Annotated in this window: 18 protein-coding genes and 1 tRNA gene; 10 read left to right on the top strand and 9 right to left on the bottom strand. The window is 70.4% G+C overall.

Going from position 1 to position 18,695, the window contains the following annotated elements; genetic code table 11:
• Positions 1 to 291 precede the first annotated feature (291 nt).
• Positions 292 to 1,065, bottom strand: a complete 774-nt coding sequence (locus tag AFB00_RS13120; protein WP_068800130.1) for an HARBI1 family protein — start codon at positions 1,063 to 1,065, stop codon at positions 292 to 294.
• A 478-nt stretch (positions 1,066 to 1,543) separates the two neighbouring features.
• On the opposite strand from AFB00_RS13120, the gene AFB00_RS13125 reads away from it, so the two are divergent.
• The 4 genes from AFB00_RS13125 to AFB00_RS13140 all read left to right on the top strand — a co-directional run bounded on the left by AFB00_RS13125 (position 1,544) and on the right by AFB00_RS13140 (position 4,816).
• Positions 1,544 to 1,774, top strand: a complete 231-nt coding sequence (locus AFB00_RS13125; RefSeq protein WP_068797468.1) for a DDE transposase family protein — start codon at positions 1,544 to 1,546, stop codon at positions 1,772 to 1,774.
• Between the two features lie 36 nt (positions 1,775 to 1,810).
• Positions 1,811 to 1,990, top strand: coding sequence for a hypothetical protein (locus AFB00_RS13130; protein WP_083275492.1), 180 nt, complete (start codon positions 1,811 to 1,813; stop codon positions 1,988 to 1,990).
• Between the two features lie 343 nt (positions 1,991 to 2,333).
• On the top strand, positions 2,334 to 3,593 hold the full coding sequence (locus AFB00_RS13135) for a S1C family serine protease (protein WP_231974363.1): 1,260 nt from the start codon (positions 2,334 to 2,336) through the stop codon (positions 3,591 to 3,593).
• Between the two features lie 71 nt (positions 3,594 to 3,664).
• Complete coding sequence (locus AFB00_RS13140; protein ID WP_068797470.1) at positions 3,665 to 4,816, top strand: DUF418 domain-containing protein; 1,152 nt, start codon at positions 3,665 to 3,667, stop codon at positions 4,814 to 4,816.
• 100 nt (positions 4,817 to 4,916) lie between these two features.
• Here the strand turns inward: AFB00_RS13140 and AFB00_RS13145 are convergent, their stop codons facing one another.
• A complete protein-coding gene (locus AFB00_RS13145) occupies positions 4,917 to 5,711 on the bottom strand; it encodes a transposase family protein (RefSeq protein WP_068797471.1) in 795 nt (264 codons plus the stop codon).
• A gap of 252 nt (positions 5,712 to 5,963) precedes the next feature.
• Between AFB00_RS13145 and AFB00_RS13150 the strand changes: the two genes are divergently transcribed.
• The 3 genes from AFB00_RS13150 to AFB00_RS13160 all read left to right on the top strand — a co-directional run bounded on the left by AFB00_RS13150 (position 5,964) and on the right by AFB00_RS13160 (position 7,673).
• A complete protein-coding gene (locus tag AFB00_RS13150; RefSeq protein ID WP_068796246.1) occupies positions 5,964 to 6,761 on the top strand; it encodes a transposase family protein in 798 nt (265 codons plus the stop codon).
• Between the two features lie 157 nt (positions 6,762 to 6,918).
• Positions 6,919 to 7,407: a DUF4258 domain-containing protein gene (locus AFB00_RS13155; protein ID WP_068797472.1), complete on the top strand. Its 489-nt coding sequence runs from the start codon at positions 6,919 to 6,921 to the stop codon at positions 7,405 to 7,407.
• A 2-nt stretch (positions 7,408 to 7,409) separates the two neighbouring features.
• Positions 7,410 to 7,673 (top strand): DUF2283 domain-containing protein, encoded by a 264-nt coding sequence (locus AFB00_RS13160; protein ID WP_068800273.1) that lies wholly within the window; start codon positions 7,410 to 7,412, stop codon positions 7,671 to 7,673.
• Positions 7,674 to 7,813: 140 nt separating this feature from the next.
• Here the strand turns inward: AFB00_RS13160 and AFB00_RS13165 are convergent, their stop codons facing one another.
• Genes AFB00_RS13165 through AFB00_RS13175 form a run of 3 tightly spaced genes read right to left on the bottom strand, consistent with a single transcriptional unit; the run spans position 7,814 to position 10,545 of the window.
• The gene (locus AFB00_RS13165; RefSeq protein WP_068797473.1) at positions 7,814 to 8,659 is read right to left on the bottom strand and encodes a metal ABC transporter permease; all 846 of its coding nucleotides are present in this window, start codon (positions 8,657 to 8,659) and stop codon (positions 7,814 to 7,816) included.
• Positions 8,659 to 9,450: a metal ABC transporter ATP-binding protein gene (locus AFB00_RS13170; RefSeq protein WP_068797474.1), complete on the bottom strand. Its 792-nt coding sequence runs from the start codon at positions 9,448 to 9,450 to the stop codon at positions 8,659 to 8,661. Before AFB00_RS13170 ends, AFB00_RS13165 begins: the two co-directional genes overlap by 1 nt.
• 27 nt (positions 9,451 to 9,477) lie before the next feature.
• A complete protein-coding gene (locus AFB00_RS13175) occupies positions 9,478 to 10,545 on the bottom strand; it encodes a metal ABC transporter solute-binding protein, Zn/Mn family (protein WP_197519841.1) in 1,068 nt (355 codons plus the stop codon).
• A 162-nt stretch (positions 10,546 to 10,707) separates the two neighbouring features.
• On the opposite strand from AFB00_RS13175, the gene AFB00_RS13180 reads away from it, so the two are divergent.
• Positions 10,708 to 11,808: a LacI family DNA-binding transcriptional regulator gene (locus AFB00_RS13180; RefSeq protein WP_068797475.1), complete on the top strand. Its 1,101-nt coding sequence runs from the start codon at positions 10,708 to 10,710 to the stop codon at positions 11,806 to 11,808.
• Positions 11,809 to 11,815: 7 nt separating this feature from the next.
• On the top strand, positions 11,816 to 12,667 hold the full coding sequence (locus tag AFB00_RS13185; protein ID WP_068797476.1) for an MOSC domain-containing protein: 852 nt from the start codon (positions 11,816 to 11,818) through the stop codon (positions 12,665 to 12,667).
• A gap of 7 nt (positions 12,668 to 12,674) precedes the next feature.
• Here AFB00_RS13185 and otsB read toward each other — a convergent pair whose 3' ends face one another.
• From otsB to AFB00_RS13200, 3 genes are read right to left on the bottom strand one after another with little or no spacing between them, the layout of a single operon-like run.
• Positions 12,675 to 13,496, bottom strand: coding sequence for a trehalose-phosphatase (gene otsB, locus AFB00_RS13190; RefSeq protein ID WP_231974365.1), 822 nt, complete (start codon positions 13,494 to 13,496; stop codon positions 12,675 to 12,677).
• Entirely contained in the window at positions 13,493 to 14,911 is a 1,419-nt protein-coding gene (locus AFB00_RS13195; RefSeq protein ID WP_068797477.1) for an alpha,alpha-trehalose-phosphate synthase (UDP-forming), read from the bottom strand. Before AFB00_RS13195 ends, otsB begins: the two co-directional genes overlap by 4 nt.
• A 51-nt stretch (positions 14,912 to 14,962) precedes the next feature.
• A complete protein-coding gene (locus AFB00_RS13200) occupies positions 14,963 to 16,468 on the bottom strand; it encodes a threonine/serine ThrE exporter family protein (protein ID WP_083276029.1) in 1,506 nt (501 codons plus the stop codon).
• Between the two features lie 166 nt (positions 16,469 to 16,634).
• Between AFB00_RS13200 and AFB00_RS13205 the strand changes: the two genes are divergently transcribed.
• A tRNA-Thr gene (locus AFB00_RS13205) sits at positions 16,635 to 16,709 on the top strand.
• A 17-nt stretch (positions 16,710 to 16,726) separates the two neighbouring features.
• Here AFB00_RS13205 and AFB00_RS13210 read toward each other — a convergent pair.
• On the bottom strand, positions 16,727 to 18,190 hold the full coding sequence (locus tag AFB00_RS13210) for an amino acid permease (RefSeq protein WP_068797478.1): 1,464 nt from the start codon (positions 18,188 to 18,190) through the stop codon (positions 16,727 to 16,729).
• Positions 18,191 to 18,695 lie beyond the last annotated feature (505 nt).

Here is an 18,695-nt window from a genome sequence, read left to right on the forward strand (position 1 = left end):
TTGCCCGGCCGCTTCAGGCGGACCGCCGGTAAGGGGCCGGGCGTACGGCACCGTTGTGCAGTTGTCCCCGGCAGCCGGGCGCACCTCCGACAATGCCCGACCGTATTGCATTCCCATCGCTCGCTCTCTAGAGTTCTACTTTCGCTCGTGCTCTGGAGGAGCCATGATTGGGTCTCGTCCCCCTGTCGCCCTGACTGTCACGTTTGCTCTTGCCATGACTGCAGTAGTGTTCACGCAGAGTCCGGCGCAGCCCGATAATGCATTGAGCCTTTCCCAGTAGGTGCTGGTTGATCATGTGGTTCGGTCGTGCTCGACGTGGAGGAGAACGAGCGCGGCGGCGGTGATCGCGCCGATCCGCCAGGGGCAGAAGCTGACCCGACGCAGCGCCTTGAAGGTGGTCTTGAGCAGGGAGTTCCCGCGTTCGGCCACAGCCCTGACGGCGGAGTGCAGCGTGTTGACGGTGCGCTTGTCCTCCGACAGCCCACTGCCGGTGGGGGTCTTGAACGGGCAGGTCAGGCGGGTGTTCTCACCGTCGTAGCCGAGGTCGGCGAGCACGACGTGGGTGTCGTCGGTCCAGTCCTCGATCGCGTCGAGCAGGCCGGGGTGGCCGCGGGCGCAGGTGGTGTCGTGCTCGCGGCCCGGGCGCACCGGGGATGTCCACAACGGCCACCCGTCAGGCGCGGTGAGGACCTGAACGTTCCCGCCGTGGACGTGGTGCTTGCCCGACCACCACAGATCCACTCCCGGGGTCGGTCCGGGAGTGCGGGAGCGGTCAGTGTGGATCACGGTGCCGTCGAGGTGAACGTGGGTGTGCCCGGCGGTGCGGGCCGCGAGCAGCGCGCCGGGCAGTCCAGGCGCGGCGGCGGCCAGGACGTCGATGCCTTCGTGCAGGTAGCGGTAGGTACTCGACAGGCTCAGCTGGTTGTCGGCGGCGAGCTGGGCGACCCGGGTGGCGTCGAGGAACCAGCGCAGCACCAGCACCGCGTGGCGGTCACAGTCCAGCGCGCGGCGCCCGCGCCGGGTCCCGCGCCGGAGGCGTTCCTCGGCCAACAGTCGCGACAACATGGACGCGGTGGGCTCCCCGATCGGGAGCACGGCGGTGTAGGTGACAGGATCGGGCACGCGGGACCTCGGTGGTGAGTCGATCTTTGAGCGGACCGACCTCTTCTACTGGGGTCCCGCCCCCTCGTTGAGCACCTCCACGTCACGGCGTGTCGCCGCCAGCCGCTCCCCACTACTGGGAAAGGCTCATTGCGTGAAGTAGCTCAAGCGATCGATTTACAGTCGGAGCAGGCGACTCCCTTATCAGGCAGCTCTATCGTCCGTGCCGTGGCGACATCTTCCGGCACGGTCTCGTCTGTGATGGCGTCCGAAGATGATCGCTTGACACTGAGCCTTTTTCAACCTGACCAGCGAGCTTCTGCGTCAGGAGATCGCGAAGGTTGCAGCGCAACTGCTCTGACCACAGCTGCACAGGTCACCGGCTCGCCAGCTCGGCGTCTGCACCCACACAACCAGGCCCCTGAGCTGCCGGAACGGCAGGTTGAAAAAGGCTCACTGGCAGATCGAGAACGCGCTGCACTGGGTCCGCGACGTCACCTTCGCCGAGGACCACTCCACCATCCGAACCGTTGCCGGACCCCAGGTCATGGCCTCGCTCCGGAACCTGGTGATCAGCCTGCACCGCCTCGCCGGAGCCACCAACATCGCCGCCGCAGTACGACATCACAGCCGCGACGCGCTGCGCCCCCTCCGACTACTCAAGATCATCTGACTTTGCCGACCCCCTGGACTGCACTGGGTCCGCGACGTGTCCTTCGACGAGGACCGCTCGGCAGTGCGAACAGCGGCCGGGCCGCAGATCATGGCCGCGCTGCGGAACCCGGCCATCACCGCGCTACGGCTGGCCGGGGTCACCAACGTCGCCGCCGCGCTACGCCAGCACGCCCGCGACGCCCTCCGTACCCTGACCAGTTACAGGATCACGTGACTTTGCCGGGACCCTGGGTGTCCGGCGGGTCCTCGGGAGATTTCTGGTGTGGTCACAGGTTTGTTTCAGGGTCATGTCGCACAGTCAGACTATGAACCGAGTATGGGCTGGGCTCTGGAGACGAGCTGACGGACGGACCTCTACCAGGGATGAAGCTGTGGCTTCTGATCGGTCTGGTCCGAGGGTGCCCGGGGATTGTTCTGTGCATGGCGATGGTGGCGAGCTGGGGGTGACATCTGGAGTCGATACCGGCTGCGAGACGTTTTCAGATCAGCCACCGCGGCGCGAAGTTTCTGCGAGTCCTGCGGGCTCGACACAGAACTTGGGCAGCCCGCCGAACTCGGTGTATCCGCTTTCCCCGACGCCAGTACCGGCCTTCAAGCTGCCCCGCCGTTTCGGCGCCGGGCTGGTCGCAGTGATGGTGGCTGCCGGTCTGATCGGTGGGGGTGCCGGTTTCGGTGGTGCCTATGCCGCCCTCGGTACGACAGGGTCGGCACCGCTGTCGAGCGTCGCCAACTCCGGCGCTTCAGCCCAGGTTGGGAATGGCACAATCGCTGGCGCAGCCGCCGCGATCGCTCCCAGCACCGTCGACATCAGAGTCCGCGCGGCTCAGGGCACGATCGAGGGATCGGGGGTGGTCCTCACCAGTGACGGCGCGGTCCTCACCAACAACCACCTCCTTACCCGCGCCGGCAGCGAGATCAGCGTGTCGACCGCCGACGGCACCCGCTACCGTGCAAAGGTCGTCGGTACCTCCCCGAGCTACGACCTGGCTGTTATCCGTCTTTTAGGAGCGTCGAACCTGAAGGCCGCCACGTTCGGTGAGGCCAGCAGTGTCCAGGTCGGCCAGCAGGTTGTTGCCACCGGCTCGCCGCAGGGTCTGTCCGGTACCGTCACCGCGGGCATCGTGTCGGCCTTGAACCGGACTGTCACCGCAGGTGATGGCGGCGGTACTCGGGTCGTCTATAATGGGCTGCAGACCGATGCCCCAATCAACCGGGGTAACTCGGGCGGCCCGCTGGTGAACCTTGCCGGCCAAGTCATCGGGATCAACTCCGCGATAGCCACAACAGGGCGTAGCCCCGGCTCGATCGGGCTCGGCTTCGCGGTGCCGGTGAACACCGCCAAGCGGGTCGCTCAGGAACTCATGTCTAGCGGGGTCGCGACCAAGCCTCAACTGGGAGTTCAAGGCACAGCGTCGCCCGCCCGCCACGCCGAGAACAGCACCAGCAACAAAGCTGAAACGAGCAGTGAAGCTGGCGGCGCACGAGTCGACACGGTCCAGTCCGGGACCCCGGCTGCGACCGCGGGCGTGAAGACCGGCGACGTTATCACCAAGATCGACAACTATCCGGTCGCCGACTTTGAGGATTTGATCGCGCGGGTCGGGAACTTCACCCCTGGCCAGCAAGTCACACTGACCATCGGTAGCAACGCCCGCCAGGTCCCGGTAAAGCTCGGCAACGTCCAGGACACCGAGACCGCGAATGTGCAGACAGGACCCAGGACCACACCTGAAAACCCCGGTTGGGGCATCCCAGACCACCCGAGAGGGCCCGGCCTGTTCGGTGTCGACCCCTTCCGCACGAGGAGCTACCTGTGAGGAGTCCGACTCCCGTGGCCCTTGAGCCGCGGGGACCCCATATTGCCCGACTACCGCGCCAGTGATTCGGTATGCCCAACGTGTCTAGTGACGACCGGATCGAGACCCTGGATGTGCTGCGTGGGATCGCGATTGTCGGTACCCTTGCCAGCAATATCTGGATCTTTACGATCAACGTCGGCTCTGCAGCCACCCCTCTCCTCCCAGACTGGATCGGCGAGGTTTCCCAGTGGCTGCCAAACGGCAAGTTCCTCGGCCTGCTGACGATCATGTTCGGGATCGGGCTGGAGATCCAGCGCCAGTCCGCTCTCCGGGGCGGACGGACCTGGCCAGGGACCTACCCAGTCCGCGCCGGGCTGCTCTTCCTCGACGGACTCATCAACTACGTCTTTGTGGTCCAATTCGATGTCCTACGGGCCTACGCGGTCACTGGCCTACTCGTCGCGTTCCTGCTCCTGACTAGCGATCGAGTGCAATGGTGGCTGATCAGTGTGTTCTTCGCACTGCACCTGACCGTGCTCGTCCTCACATCCTCGCTCACGGTGCCCCCCAGGGGCGAGGCGCTATCGCTCCCGGAGCTGTCCCGGGCCGCCCGCGTCCCCACCGAAGACGGCGGCTACTGGTCGCTGGTCAACTCAAACATCCGCAATATCGGCAACGCTTTCACAATATACTCTGAGTTCTCCACGATCCTGCTGATGGGGATTCCGCTGTTCCTGCTCGGCGGGAAGCTCTACCGGGCCGGGATCTTCAGGACGGAGGGCGTTCAGCTGCGCCGATGGCTCATCGTCATCGGACTGGTGGTCGCACTGCCGGTGGACTTCGTACTCGGCACTTATGACGGCGGCACCCTTAGTAGCTACTCCCGCTACGGTACCGCCCCGCTGGTCGCTCTCGGTATCCTGGCGGCGGTCGCCCAATTCTATCAGCACCGAGCTCCCGGCCGATTCGCCCACGCACTCGGCCGAGTCGGGACGATGGCACTCAGCTGTTACCTACTCCAGAACGTCCTCGGCGTCGTGCTCGAACGAACCATTTTCCAGAGCAATGTAGTGCGTACTGTGGACCCGGTACTCGGTACCTATGCCGTGTTCGCGGCAATCTCGGGAATTCTACTGGCGTTCGCCGCGCTGTGGCTTCGCTGGCGTCGTCGCGGCCCGATCGAGTACCTCTGGGTGGCCTCGTTCAAATTACTCGTGCGTGAGCGTCGGGCAGATTCGTAACCATCCAGGTCAGCAGGTCACGGGTGCTGTCCAGAGCAGAGGGTTGGCAAAGCCAGGCCTGACTCGGGACAACTGGTCAGTGAACTCTTTCCACTTGGCGTCAGCCAGCGAGGATGAGGGTCTGGATCGCGTTGACCAGCGCGGTGGTCCGCTGCGGGCAGCACCGGATCTTCCGCAGAATCTTCCAGCTCTTGAACATCGCGTTCGCGCGTTCACCGGGGCCGCGTTGCGCTGCGTGGGCGGCGTTGACCTCCCGCTGACTCGGTGAGAGCCGTCGGCGCTCGCCGGTGTCGCGATCGGCGGGTCGGCGTCGCTGTGGGAGGTGGAACATCGCACCGGCACCGCGGTATCCGCTGTCGGCGACCACCTGCACCCCGGCGACGGTGAGGGCGTCGATGATCCCGTGTTCGCGGGCGGCACCCATGTCATGCCGCGCACCGGGCAACGCCGGCGACGCCCAGACCAGACGACCGGCCGGGTTGCTGATGACCTGCACGTTCATGCCGTGGCACTTCCACTTCCCCGAGTAGTACGGGCGGTCGCGCCCCGAGGCCATGGCGACCCGGTCGATCCGCAGCAAGGTGCCGTCGAGGATCACGAACGCCTTCCGCCGCGCGACCGCGATCGCCTCGGTCAGGTTCGGTGCCGCGGCGGCGAGGACGTCGATCGCTTCGCGGATGTAGCGGAACGCCGTGGTGGTGCCGACCCCGAAACCAGCGGCGAGGTCGGGGTAGGTCTCGCCCTTGCGCAGGTGCGCCAGGGCGAGCAGGGCGTGACGACCGATCGGGAGGCGCCGCCAGCGAGTACCGCGCTGGTTGCGGCTGCGCTGAAGGGCGTTGGTCAAGGTGATCAGCGCGCGAGTGGACACCGACAGCGCGGACGGGTAGGAAAGCACCGGAGCTCCTGGTGGACAACGAGTTGATCTAGACAATCACTCGTCTACCAGGAGCTCTTCTAGTTTCCGGGCCGCCACGCCGCGACCCCGCCGACCTCGTGACTGTCAGGTTGGAAAGGGTTCAGTGAGCCTTTGCCAACCTGGTGTTGGGGCTGGTCAGAGCCTGTGCGGCGTGGCGTGCCCTCGAATGGGTGAAGCTCCTGGTAGACGGGCGATTGCTGAGATCGAAACCGTCCAACCAGGAGCTTCAAGGTGCTGTCCTACCCGTCCGGGATGACCGTGTCCAGCCGTGCCCTGCACGTACTCTCTGACGCGCTGCGCGCGCACCGCAACCAGCGGGCGACCCGGTGGCGGAAGCTGACGTGCGGCCGCCAGGCCCTGCTCGTGGTCGCCCACCTGCGCAAGGGCGAGACCTACACCGACCTCGCCTGCGGTTTCCGGGTCGGGACCTCGACGGTCTACCGCTACCTGCGCGAGGCGATCGAGCTGCTCGCGGCGATGGCCCCGACCCTGGAGCAGGCGATCGACGTCGCCATCGGGAAAGCGTTCGTCATCCTCGACGGCACCCTGCTGCGCATCGACCGCGTCGGGATGGCCTCGGGCTATGACCGCGGGTTCTACTCCGGCAAGCACAAGTGCCACGGACTCAACGTCCAGGTCATCGCCGACCCCGCCGGCCGGCTGGTGTGGATCTCCCCGCCGCTTCCCGGAGCCCGCCACGACATAGGCGCCGCCCGCGAGCACGGCATCATCGACGCCCTGACCGAGCACCGGATCCGGGCGGCTGCCGACACCGCATATCAGGGCGCCGGCCCGACGGTCGCGGTCCCGCACCGGCGGCGACGCAAGGACCCCGACACCGGCCGGTTCCGCCCGCTGTCGCACAACCAGCGCGAGGTCAACGCCGCTCACTCACGCCGCCGCGGACCCGGTGAGCGGGTCAACGCCGAGCTGAAGAACTGGAAGATCCTGCGCAAGATCCGCTCCAGCCCGAACCGGGCCGGACAGCTCATCGCCGCAGTTCAGACCCTCATGATCGTCAACACCTGACCAGGTTGGCAAAGGCTCACTGAGACTGCCAGGAGCCCCAGACCCGTCCAGTCGACTCTCCGGCGACCAGGTGGATGCCGAGCCGAGGTGGTCGACATCGGAGGGTGGTTCTCGGACTGCTGTCACCGGGCAGGAAGGAGGATCTTTCCAGGCTGTCGTGCACGTGCCGAACGTCGATGCGCCGCGTAGCTATCGATTTGATGTTCTCAATCCAGACGTACATCTGCAGAAGCTGGCCGACGGTTCTGTAGCTGTCATCGACAGCGAGGGTTTCGTGGAAGGAAGCTTCGCCCCGCCATGGGCGACCGACGCGGCCGGGAGAGCGGTCCCCACAAGCTTCACGGTGTCCGGGCAGGCGCTGGTCCAGACAATCCATAGCAACTCCACCACGCAGTTCCCGGTGGTAGCCGACCCATTTTGGATTCCAGCGCTCGCGCTGATGGCGCGCCTCAGTGGCCATGTTGCCGGCCGCCTCGCCCAGCGGGGAATCAGTCAGCAGCTGATGCAGCAAGTTGTCCAGAACGGGAAGCGTAGTCGTGGCAACCAGCCCAATACCTCGGTCTTCTCTCAAGGCAAGGGTAAGAATCAGATTCGGGTCGTCGTGAACGACCGGGACGGGACCATCATCACAGCTACGAAGGGGTGAGAATGCTGATCAGATACGAGGCCGACGTGGATGTCGCCTATATATCCCTCGCGGGTCACATAGGGCCGGGCGGGTGCGACGCACCCGGTATCACGGGGCTCGTTCCGCCGGGCCATGATCAGATCGGTGAGATCAACCTCGATTTCGACCGGTCCGGCCGTCTACTCGGAGTCGAAGTTGTAGGGGCGAAGCGCCTGCTCCCCGCAGAAGCCCTCGCCTCAGCCGAGATCGTCGGCGATCAACGGGGCGGACGCGAGGAAGCCTGAATACGCCCCGAGTGCGACGTTCGACGAGGCCGGACGGCACGTACTGGGATGTATGCGGCACGGCGGCACCTCGACGGGCGTCCCGGTAGCCGGAACAGCGTCCGGACCGCCCGGCTGGGCGCCGGCTGAGGCCGACGAACTCAGGCCCGGGCCGGCGCGCGGCCGCGGAGCCGGGCGACCACCCGGCACAGGACGTAGGCGGCGAACCCGATCGTCGCCACGAACGCCGAGACCGGCAGCCCGGGGGCCAGCGAGAGGATCGTGCCGCCGACCAGCGACACCTCGGCGATCACGACCGCGATGACGGTGGCCAGCACCGGGTTCGCGGTGACCCGGTTCGCCGCGGCACCCGGGACGATCATCACCGCCAGCACCAGGATCGCGCCGACGATCGGCACCGCCAGCGCGGTGACCAGCCCGATCAGCACCGCGAACACCAGCGACAGCGCGCGCACCGGGACGCCGCGGGCCAGCGCGACGTCCGGGTCGGTGCTGGCGAACAGCAGCGGCCGGTAGACCACGAGCAGGGCGGCGAGCACGAGCACCGCCACCACGGCGAGCACGCCCAGGTTGGTCCCGTCGACCGAGACGATCGAGCCGGTGAGCAGGCCGAACCGGTTCGCGGACCGGCCGTCGTAGAGCGACAGGAACAGCACGCCCAGGCCGAGCCCGAAGGCCATCACGACCCCGATCACCGAGTCCCGCTCGCGCCGGCGCAGGCCGAGGATCCCGAAGATCAGCGCCGCGATCACGGCGCCGGCCACCGAGCCGAGCCCCACCTCCAGCCCGACGAGCAGCGCCGCGGCGCCGCCGGTGAACGCGAGCTCGGCGGTGCCGTGCACGGCGAACGCCATGCCCCGGCTGACGACCAGCGGGGTGAGCAGCCCGGCGACCAGTCCAAGGACGGCGCAGGCGATCAACGCGTTCTGCACGAACGCCTCGTCGAGCAGGGCGAGGGTGTCCTCGACGGAGAAGAAGCCGTCCATCAGGCGGCGGCCTCCTCGGCCCCGACGACGACCAGCCGGTCGCGCACCCGCAGGACGTCCACCTCGGTGCGGTAGAGCCGGGAGAGCACGTCGGAGGTCATGACCTCGTCGGTCCGGCCGACCGAGAACCGGCCGTCGACCAGGTAGAGGACCCGGTCGACCAGCGGCAGCACCGGGTTGATCTCGTGCGTCACGAACAGGACCGCGGTGCCGGCGGAGCGCCGGCGCCCGTCGATCAGCCGGGTGACGGTGCGCTGGTGGGACAGGTCCAGGGACAGCAGCGGTTCGTCGCACAGCAGCACCGCCGGATCCCCGACCAGCGCCTGGGCGACCCGCAGCCGTTGCTGCTCGCCGCCGGAGAGCCGGCCGACCGGGGCGTCGGCGTACCCGGACCCGCCGACCTCGGCGAGCGCACGCTGCACCTTCTCCCGGCGCTCGCGGCGACCGCGCAGGACCGGCCCGAACCGGTGCCCGTCCAGCCCGAGGGCGACGAGGTCGCGCCCGCGCAGCGGCAGGTCCGGGTCGAGCGGCTGCTGCTGGGGCACGTACCCGATCTCCGGGCTGCCCCGGCGGGGCTCCGCCCCGGCGACGGTGACGCTGCCCTGCGACAGCGGCAGCAGGCCGAGCAGGACGCGCATCAGCGTCGTCTTGCCGGAGCCGTTCGGGCCGAGGACCGCGACGAACTCACCGGGCGCGACGTCCAGGTCGAGCCCGGACCACAGCGTGCGGTCGCCGAAACGCAGGCCCGCCCCGCGCAGCGAGAGCGCGGGGCGGGCTGACGGGTCGTTCATGGGGGCAGTCTCCTCCCACCCGCCGGGTCAGCGACCGAGGGCACCGGCCAGCTGGTCCAGGTTGGCGTTCATCCACTGCAGGTAGTCCTCGGTGCCGTCGGGCAGCGTCTCGGACATCTCGATGACCGGCACCCCGGCCTGCTCGGCGGCGGCCCGGACCTGGTCGGTGCTCGCCGACTGGGTCTGGCTGTTGACGATCAGCGCGTCGACCGGCGGCTGGGTGCGGAACAGGTCGAGCATCGTCGCGACGACGGCGGCCGGCGGGTCGGTGCCCTCCTCGACGGCGCCGGAGAACTCCGGCGGCGTCGCGTCCTGCACACCGGCGGCCTGCAGCAGGTAGTCCGGCACCGGCTCGGTGACCGCGACCCTGGCCCCGGGGTGGGCCTTACCGACCTCGGTGGCCTTCGACGTCAGCTGGGCGGCACCGCCGCTGACGGTCTGGGCGTTGCTGCGGAAGTACTCCGCGGCGGACGGGTCGATCTCGGCGAGCCGGTCGGCGATCTGCTGCGCGACCTTGGCGACGGTCGCGGGGCTGTACCAGACGTGCTCGTTGAACGCGCCGTGGTCGTGCCCCTCGTGGCCCGCCTCCTGGCCGGCTCCCTCGTCGGCGTGCGCGGCGTGCTCCTCGGGGCTCTCGCCCTCGTGGGCGTGCTCCTCGCCGGGGGCGTGCTCGTGGGCGTGCTCGCCGCCCTCCGCGGCCTCCGCGGAGCCCTCCAGCCCGGAGGCGGCGACGGCGTCGACGACCGGGACCGCGGTGCCCGAGGCGTCGACGAGACCGGTCATGAACGCGTCGTACCCGCCGCCGTTGGTGACGACGAGCTGGGCGCCGCCGACGGTGGCCGCGTCCCGGGGGGTGGCCTCGTAGCCGTGCGGGTCCTGGTTGGCCGAGTTGATGATCGACTCGACCTGGGCGTAGTTCCCGCCGACCGCCTCGGCCACCGCGCCCCAGGCGTCGGTGGAGGTGACGATCCGGACCTGCGGGGTGTCCGGGCTGGTGGGGGCGTCGATCTGGCCGGAACCACAGGCGGTCAGGCCCAGCCCCAGTGCGGCCAGGCCGGCCACCAGTGCGGTCGGCCGGAGCGGGGATCGGGACACGCGGGCACTCCTATCAACGTATCGGCATAACTTTATCGAAAATCGTTCTCAATTCACTCTACAGTCGTACGCGCGTGCCCGGCACGGTCGCGGGATGTGACGTGTCCACCGCCGGCCAGGGCGGTCTTTCACCCCGGTGACCACTTGGCTACGGTTCGGAGGATGACCGGTCCCCTGCACCAGCGTCGTCCGGCGACGCTGGCGTCGCTGGCGGCGGAGCTCGGCGTGTCCCGGACGACCGTGTCGAACGCGTACAACCGGCCCGACCAGCTCTCCGCGCCGCTGCGCGAGCGGGTCCTGGAGGCCGCCCGCCGGCTGGGGTACCCGGGCCCGGACCCGGTCGCCCGCTCGCTGCGCACCCGGCGCGCCGGAGCCGTCGGGCTGCTGCTCACCGAGGCGCTGAGCTACGCCTTCCGCGACCCGGGGGCCACCGGTTTCCTGGAGGGTCTCGCGCTGGCGTGCGAGAAGGCGGGGACCGGCCTGCTGCTGATCCCGGTGAGCCCCGAGAACTCCGACGTCGACGCCGTCTACCAGGCAGGGGTGGACGGCTTCGTCGTCTACTCGGTCAGCGAGGACGACCCGCACTTCAAGGCCGTGCTGCAGCGGCCGGTGCCGACCGTGGTGTGCGACCAGCCGGCCGACGTCGAGGGCGTCGACCGGGTCTGTGTGGACGACCGCGCCGGCACCCTCGCGCTGGGCAGGCACCTGGTGGAGCTGGGGCACCGCCGGGTCGGCGTGCTGTGCATGCGCCTGGGCACCCGGCACGACGGGCCGGCCGATCCCGCCCGGCAGGAGGCCAGCTCCTACAGCGTGCAGCGCGAGCGGCTCGCCGGACTGCGCGAGGCGTTCGCCGAGGCCGGTGTCGACTGGGCCGACGTCCCCGTCATCGAACGGTACGAGCACACCCTGGAGGCCGGTGCGGACGGCGCGCGGGCGCTGCTCGACGCCCACCCCCGGACCACCGCGGTGGTGTGCACCTCCGACATCCTCGCGCTCGGCGCGCTGGACGCGGCCCGCGGGCGGGGACTGCGGGTGCCCGAAGACCTCTCGGTGGCCGGGTTCGACGGCGTCCCGGACGCCGCGCGGGCCGGGCTCACCACGGTCCGCCAGCCGTTCCGGGCCAAGGGTCTGGAGGCCGGGAGGCTGCTGCTGGAGCGGGGTGAGCGGAACTCCCCGGAGCGGGTCGTGCTGCCCACCGAGCTGGTCGTGGGGCACACCACCCGGGCACTGCGGCAGTCCGGGGAGTTCTTCTCCGGATGGTGACGGTGCGGTGGAGCTGACCGGGCTGCACCGGTACCCGGTCAAGTCGTGCCGGGGGGACGACCTGCAGCACGCGGTCGTGGAACGGGCCGGGCTCGCGGGGGACCGGCGGTGGATGGTCGTCTCCGCCGGCGACGGGCGGATGCTCACCGGTCGCACCCACCCGCGGCTGGTGCTGGCCGTGCCGCGCCCGGTCGACGGCGGCCTGGAGATCGACGGGCCGGGCCTGCCCACGCTGCGGGTCGCCGAGCCCGACCCCGCGGTGGTCGGGCCGGTGCCGGTGCGGGTGCACCGGTGGGACACCGCCGGCGTGCCGGCCGGAGCCGGGGCCGACGCCTGGTTCGGCGAGCTGCTCGGGGCCCCGGCCCGGCTGGTGCACCTCGACGACCCGGACCGCAGGCCGTCGGACCCGGAGTTCTCCCGGCCCGGTGACCGGGTCTCCTTCGCCGACGGCTACCCGCTGCTGCTCACCGCCACCGATAGCCTCGAAGCGCTGGACGCGCTGGTGGCGACCGGCCCGAACGCCGGCGAGGGCCCGCTGTCGATGAGCCGGTTCCGCCCGAACGTCGTCGTCTCCGGGGCCCCGGCGTGGGCCGAGGACGGCTGGCGGCGGATCCGGATCGGCGACGCCGAGTTCCGGGCGGTCAAGGGCTGCGCCCGCTGCGTGTTCACCACCGTCGACCCGGTGTCCGCGGTGAAGGGGCGCGAGCCGATGGTGACGCTCGCCCGGCACCGGCGGTTCGACAAGGGTGTCTGGTTCGGGATGAACCTCATCCCGGACAACCCCGGTGCCGAGATCCGGACCGGCGACCCGGTCGAGGTGCTGGAGGCGGCGGACCCGGCCCCGGGCCCGCCGCGCTGACCGGGTCTCAGTCCCCTGCGCCGTCGGGGTGCCCGGCGCCCGCGGGGTCCCTGGCGTCGGCGAGCCGGGTGAGGAACGCGGCGAGATCGGCCGGCTCGCCGACCCGGAAGCCGGCCGCGGTGTCGCCGTCGCCCACCTTGATGCCGACGTCGCCGTCGTGCAGGGTGCCGAAGACGGTCTCGTCGGTGACGTCGTCACCGGCGAAGAGCACGAGATCGGCCCCGAGCGCCTCCCGGAGCGCCGCGACGGCGGAACCCTTGGTCGTGGTCAGCACGGCGATGTCCAGCACGTCCTTGCCGGCGATCGCCTCGGTGTCCGCAGCGCCCCCGGCGCCGTCGCGCACCCACTCGGCGCGGACCCGGTCCAGCAGCGCGGTCCCGGCGGCCGGGTCCATCCCGCGCACGTGCACGGCGGCACCGGCCGGTTTCGTCTCCAGCCGGGCACCGGGCGCCGCGTCGACCAGCTCGCGCAGGCCGTCGAGCAACGCCGAGCGACGACGCTGCTGGGCCTCGGTCAGCAGCCCGGTCCGGCCGAGCAGCGCGGCGAGATCGTCGTCGAACTCGGCGCCGTGGCTGCCGACGAGGCCGACCGGCGGCCCGAAGCCGGAGACGGCGGCGAGGTCGTCCCGGCCGCGGCCGGACACCATGACGACCCGGGTCCGGTCCGCCCCGGCGAGCCGGCGCACCGCGTCGGCCGCCGCGGGCAGCGGCCGGGCCGCCGACGGGTCGTCCACCAGCGGCGCGAGCACGCCGTCGTAGTCGAGGGCGACGAGCAGCGAGCCCGCCGGGCCGAGCCGGTCCAGCTGGGCGTGCAGGTCCCCGGTGCTCACTGCGCGACCTTCACGCCCAGTGCCTCCAGGAACGAGCGGGCCCAGCGGTCGACGTCGTGGTCGAGGACCTGGCGGCGCAGCGTCCGCATCCGCTTGGCGCCCTCCTCGGGGTTCATCGTCAGCGCCGCGTAGAGCGCCTCCTTCACCCCGTCGGTGTCGTGCGGGTTCACCAGCAACGCGCTGGTCAGCTCGATCGCGGCGCCGGTGAACTCGGACAGGACGAGCACGCCGCCCTCGTCGTGCCGGCTCGCCACGTACTCCTTCGCGACCAGGTTCATCCCGTCCCGCAGCGGGGTCACGAGCATGACGTCGGCGGCGAGGAAGAACGCCGACAGCTCCTCGCGGGGCAGCGAGCGGTGCATGTAGTGCACCGCGGGGTGACCGACCCGGGAGTACTCGCCGTTGATCCGGCCGACCGACAGCTCGATCTCGTCGCGCATCTGCCGGTAGTGCTCGACCCGCTCCCGTGACGGCGTGGCCAGCTGGATCATGACGACGTCGTCCACGGTGACCCGCTCCTCCTGGAGCAGCTCGTGCAGCGCCCGCAGCCGGACGTCGATGCCCTTGGTGTAGTCCAGCCGGTCCACGCCGAGCACGATCCGCGCCGGGTTGCCCAGTTCCGCGCGGATCCCGGCGGCCCGCTCGACGACCTCCGGTTCCCGGGACAGCTCGTCGAGCCGCTGCGAGTCGATCGAGATCGGGAACGCGCCCAGGCGCACCCGGCGGTCACCGACCCGGACCACCTCGGGATCGCGGTCCGGCACCGCACCGGCCAGCTCCTGGGCGAGCCAGTGGAAGTTGCGCACGCCGCCGTCGGTGTGGAACCCGACCAGGTCCGCGCCGAGCAGGCCCTCCATGATCCTGGTCCGCCACGGGAGCTGGCGGAACAGCTCGACCGGCGGGAACGGGATGTGCAGGAAGAAGCCGATCCGCAGGTCCGGCCGCAGCTCCCGGAGCCGCCCCGGCACCAGCTGGAGCTGGTAGTCCTGCACCCAGACCGTCGCGCCGTGCGCGGCGACCTTCGCGACCTCCTCGGCGAAGCGCTGGTTGACGTCGGTGTAGGCGCGCCACCAGTGCCGGTGGAACTGCGGCTGGGCGACGACGTCGTGGTAGAGCGGCCACAGCGTCCCGTTGGAGAAGCCCTCGTAGTAGTCCTCGACCTCCTTGGCCGACAGCCGGACCGGGTGCAGGGACAGCCCGTCCTCGACCAGGGGGTCGACGTCGACGTCGGGCACGCCGGGCCAGCCGACCCAGGCGCCCTCCCGGGCCCGCAGCGTCGGTTCCAGCGCCGTGACCAGGCCGCCGGGGCTGCGCTTCCAGCCGCTGCTGCCGTCGGGACGCTCCTCGTAGTCCACCGGCAGCCGGTTGGCCACCACCACGAGATCCGCCCCGGTCACCGGTTCGCCGCTGGTCACATGCCCTCCTCGACACCCGGGCCAGGGCTCGTCCCGGGCCCGCGCCCGACCCTACTTCGGATCGGCGGCCGGGGCCGTGTCGTCGGGCAGCTCGGTGGGCTGGGTGACGGACGGGGTGCTGGGCGCTGCCGGCACGAGGGTCGCGCCGGGCGGGACGCTCTCGCTGGACGGCAGCTCCTCCGGCCGCCGCTGCGGCCGGGTGACGAACTGGCCGAGCGCCACCCCCGCGGCCAGCGCGAGCCCGGTGGCGAGCGCGACCGTGATCGTCACCAGCCCCTCGGACACGCCCTGGACGACGGCGAGCTGGTAGAAGCCCCGGTAGGCGGCCAGGCCGGGCAGCAGCGGGGTGACACCGGCGAGCGTGACGACCATCGGCGGGGTGTCCGTGCCCCGGCGCAGCAGGCCGGCCGCGAGACCGACGACGAGCGCCGCGGCCCCGGTCGCCGGCACCGGCCCGACCGCGAACACCTGGGTCAGCAGGCCGTAGACGGTCCAGCTCGCCCCGCCGACCACGCCCGCGATCGGCAGCGACTTCAGCGGCGCGTACCCGGCGAGCGCGTAGAACGCCGCGGCCAGTGCACCGGAGAGGACCGACAGCCCGAACTGGCCGACACTGGACGGGAGGTCCCCGGAAACCTCCAGCCGCACGTCGAACTGGAACCCCAGCTGCAGGCCGAGGACGACGCCGGTAAGCAACCCGGCGGACAGCAGCGAGATCTCCACGATCCGGGCCGCCGCGGTGAGGTAGTAGCCGGTCAGCGCGTCCTGCACGGTGCTGACCACGCTCAGCCCGGACAGCAGCACGGTGATCCCCGCGGCCACGATGAACGACGGCCGGGTCCCGGCCGGGAACAGGCCCACCGAGATCAGCAGGATCGTTGACCCCGTCGCCAGGAAGCCGCCGAGCACCTGCTGGAAGAACGCGGCGATGCCCCACCGCGACAGCAGCCGCCCGACCCGGTCGATGATCGCCGTGGTGACGAACGCGGCGACCGCGGTGATCGGGCCGCCACCGAGCAGCAGGGCGATCGAGGCGGCCAGGCCGGCCCAGCCCGCCGTCGCGATCCAGCGGGGGTACGGGTGCGGGGTGCGCACGACCTCCGACACCCGGGCCGACGCCGCCCGGACGTCGAGCTTCCCGGCCTCCAGCTCGCGCACCACCTGCTCGGTCTCGGCGAGCCGGGAGAGGTCCAGGGTGCGGTAGCGCACCAGGCGCATCGTGGTGACCGGGTGCGCCGCGTTGCCGCGGTGGCAGCACATCGTGATCGAGGTGAACGTGATGTCGACGTCGACGGCGGGCAACCCGGCCGCGTTCGCCAGCCGCAGCATGGTCGCGGTGACCTCGTCCACCGACTCGCCCGAGGACAGCTCGATCTCGCCGATCCGCATGCACAGGTCGAGCACCTGCTGGACCTGCGCGTCGTCGGGGACCTGCGGGCCGAGCATCAGCATCGGCACCGTCGACGGCCCCGGGGTGAGCAGCCGTTTGGCGTCGCGGCGCAGCGCACCGCGCAACCGGCGTGCGAACCGGTCGGCCGTCGGCCTGTCCTCGGCCACGGTCCCCGTCACCTCCGTGAAGCAGCCCTGTCAGTACCGTGCGTGCCCCACCAGGCTAGGGGCGCCCCGGGACGGGGCGCCGGGGGCTCGGTGGAGCTCACACCGTTCGACGGACGGGCGGGCCGGGGGGTTGCGCCGGAGGGACGGCGTTAGGCTGGGATCACCTGCCGGTGTAGCTCAGTGGTAGAGCAACTGTCTTGTAAACAGTAGGTCGTCGGTTCGATCCCGACCACCGGCTCCACTCCTGCGTCGATCGGCTCAGTCCCGGCGCCGCCGGTCCGCCCGCACCGGGAAGTGGCCGGTGTTCCCGGACCGTTCCCGGGCCGCGGCCAGCACCCGTCCGCGCACCGCGAACCAGCCGATGACGAGCAGGATCGCCAGCACCGGGATGGAGGCGACGGTGAACGTGCCGACCGGGTAGTCGAACGCCATGAGGACGACCACCGCGGCCAGGAACACCAGCACCACGTAGCCGCTCCACGGCGAGAACGGGAGCTGGAACGAGGGGCGTTCCAGGAAGCCCTCCCGGGTCCAGCGCACGAACCGGACGTGGCAGAGCACGATCGTCGCCCAGCTGGCGAGGATGCCGATCGAGGCGATGTTCAGGACGATCTCGAACGCCTGCTCGGGCACGATGCCGTTCAGCACCACGCCGAGCAGGGTGATCACCGCGGTGAGCGCGATGCCGCCGTAGGGCACGCCCTGCCGGTTCATCCGGCCGGTGAACTCGGGTGCGGACCCGTTCATCGACATCGACCGCAGGATGCGGCCGGTGGAGTACAGCCCGGCGTTGAGGCTCGACAGGGCCGCGGTGAGCACGACCAGGTTCATCAGGGTGCCCGCGCCGGGGATGCCGATCGAGGCGAAGAACGTCACGAACGGGCTCTCACCCGACTTGTAGGCGGTGTAGGGCAGCAGCAGCGACAGCAGCACCAGGGACCCGACGTAGAACACCGCGATCCGCAGGATCACCGAGTTCACCGCGCGGGGCATCACCTTGGCCGGCTCGGCGGTCTCCCCGGCCGCGGTGCCGACGAGCTCGGTCGCCGCGTAGGCGAACACGACTCCCTGGGTGAGCACGACCGCGGCCAGCACCCTGTTCGGGATCAGCCCGCCGTTGTCGGTGATCACCGAGAAGCCGGTCTCCTGGCCCTGGATCGGGAACCGGCCGGCCAGGAACACGGTGCCGATGACGAGGAAGGCGATCAGCGCGATCACCTTCACCATGGCGAACCAGAACTCCATCTCGCCGAACAGCTTCACCGACACGAGGTTCGCGCCGAGCACCACGACGAGCGCCACCAGCGCGATCAGCCACTGCGGCACCGCGGAGAAGCTCGCCCAGTACTTCATGTAGAGCGCCACCGCGGTCGTGTCGACGATCGAGGTGAACGCCCAGTTCACGAAGTACAGCCAGCCCGCCACGTAGGCGGCCTTCTCGCCGTAGAACTCGCGGGCGTAGGAGACGAACGACCCGGACGACGGGCGGTGCAGCACCAGCTCGCCCAGCGCCCGCAGGATCAGGAAGACCATGAACCCGCACACCGCGTAGACGAGGACGAGGGCCGGTCCCGCCGACGCCAGCCGGCCGCCGGCACCGAGGAACAGCCCGGTCCCGATCGCGCCGCCGATGGCGATCATCTGTAGCTGCCGTTTGCCGAGCGACTTGTGGTAGCCCTCCTCCTCGTGCGAGAAGTCGGGCTGCTGGTTCGTCGTGGTCATGCGCTCCCCTGCTCCGCCACCGGCTCGTCCCACCTCGCACGAGCCGTGGGGCGCAACGCTAGATCACGGGATTTCGGGTGGAAACGTTGGTGCCGGAACGGCCCGATCTGCTGCCCGAGGTGGCGACGGACCGCTCCGGACGGCCCCTGGCCCGAGCCGCCCGGGCGGTGCCCACCGCCACCGCTTCCGGGAGCCGGAACGACGCCGGAACGACGCCGGGCGCGTTCCGCGGAACGCACGGTTCCGCGGAACTCGCGGGCCGCGGTGTGTCCGGCGGGGTGGGACGTGACGCGTGTGGCGCGTTCCGCGGAACCGTGACTCGCGGTGTGTCCGGCGGAACGCGATGGCCGCGGTGCGTTCCGCGGAACGCGGTGGGCGCGGGTGTGTCCGTCCGGCGGGTGGGAGGTGACGGGCGTGGCGCGTTCCGCGGAACCGTGACTCGCGGTGTGTCCGGCGGAACGCGATGGCCGCGGTGCGTTCGGCGGGACGCGTAGGTCGCGGGTGT

Origin of the sequence: Pseudonocardia sp. HH130630-07, from assembly GCF_001698125.1 — a bacterium.
Classification (GTDB): Bacteria; Actinomycetota; Actinomycetes; order Mycobacteriales; family Pseudonocardiaceae; genus Pseudonocardia.

Bases quoted from the DNA above. Each gene is read 5' to 3' on its own strand.
- AFB00_RS13160 (WP_068800273.1), top strand. From the start codon at position 7,410: ATGCTGATCAGATACGAGGCCGACGTGGATGTCGCCTATATATCCCTC.
- AFB00_RS13165 (WP_068797473.1), bottom strand. From the start codon at position 8,659: ATGGACGGCTTCTTCTCCGTCGAGGACACCCTCGCCCTGCTCGACGAG.
- AFB00_RS13140 (WP_068797470.1), top strand. From the start codon at position 3,665: ATGCCCAACGTGTCTAGTGACGACCGGATCGAGACCCTGGATGTGCTG.
- AFB00_RS13210 (WP_068797478.1), bottom strand. From the start codon at position 18,190: ATGACCACGACGAACCAGCAGCCCGACTTCTCGCACGAGGAGGAGGGC.
- AFB00_RS13120 (WP_068800130.1), bottom strand. From the start codon at position 1,065: ATGTTGTCGCGACTGTTGGCCGAGGAACGCCTCCGGCGCGGGACCCGG.
- AFB00_RS13180 (WP_068797475.1), top strand. From the start codon at position 10,708: ATGACCGGTCCCCTGCACCAGCGTCGTCCGGCGACGCTGGCGTCGCTG.
- AFB00_RS13170 (WP_068797474.1), bottom strand. From the start codon at position 9,450: ATGAACGACCCGTCAGCCCGCCCCGCGCTCTCGCTGCGCGGGGCGGGC.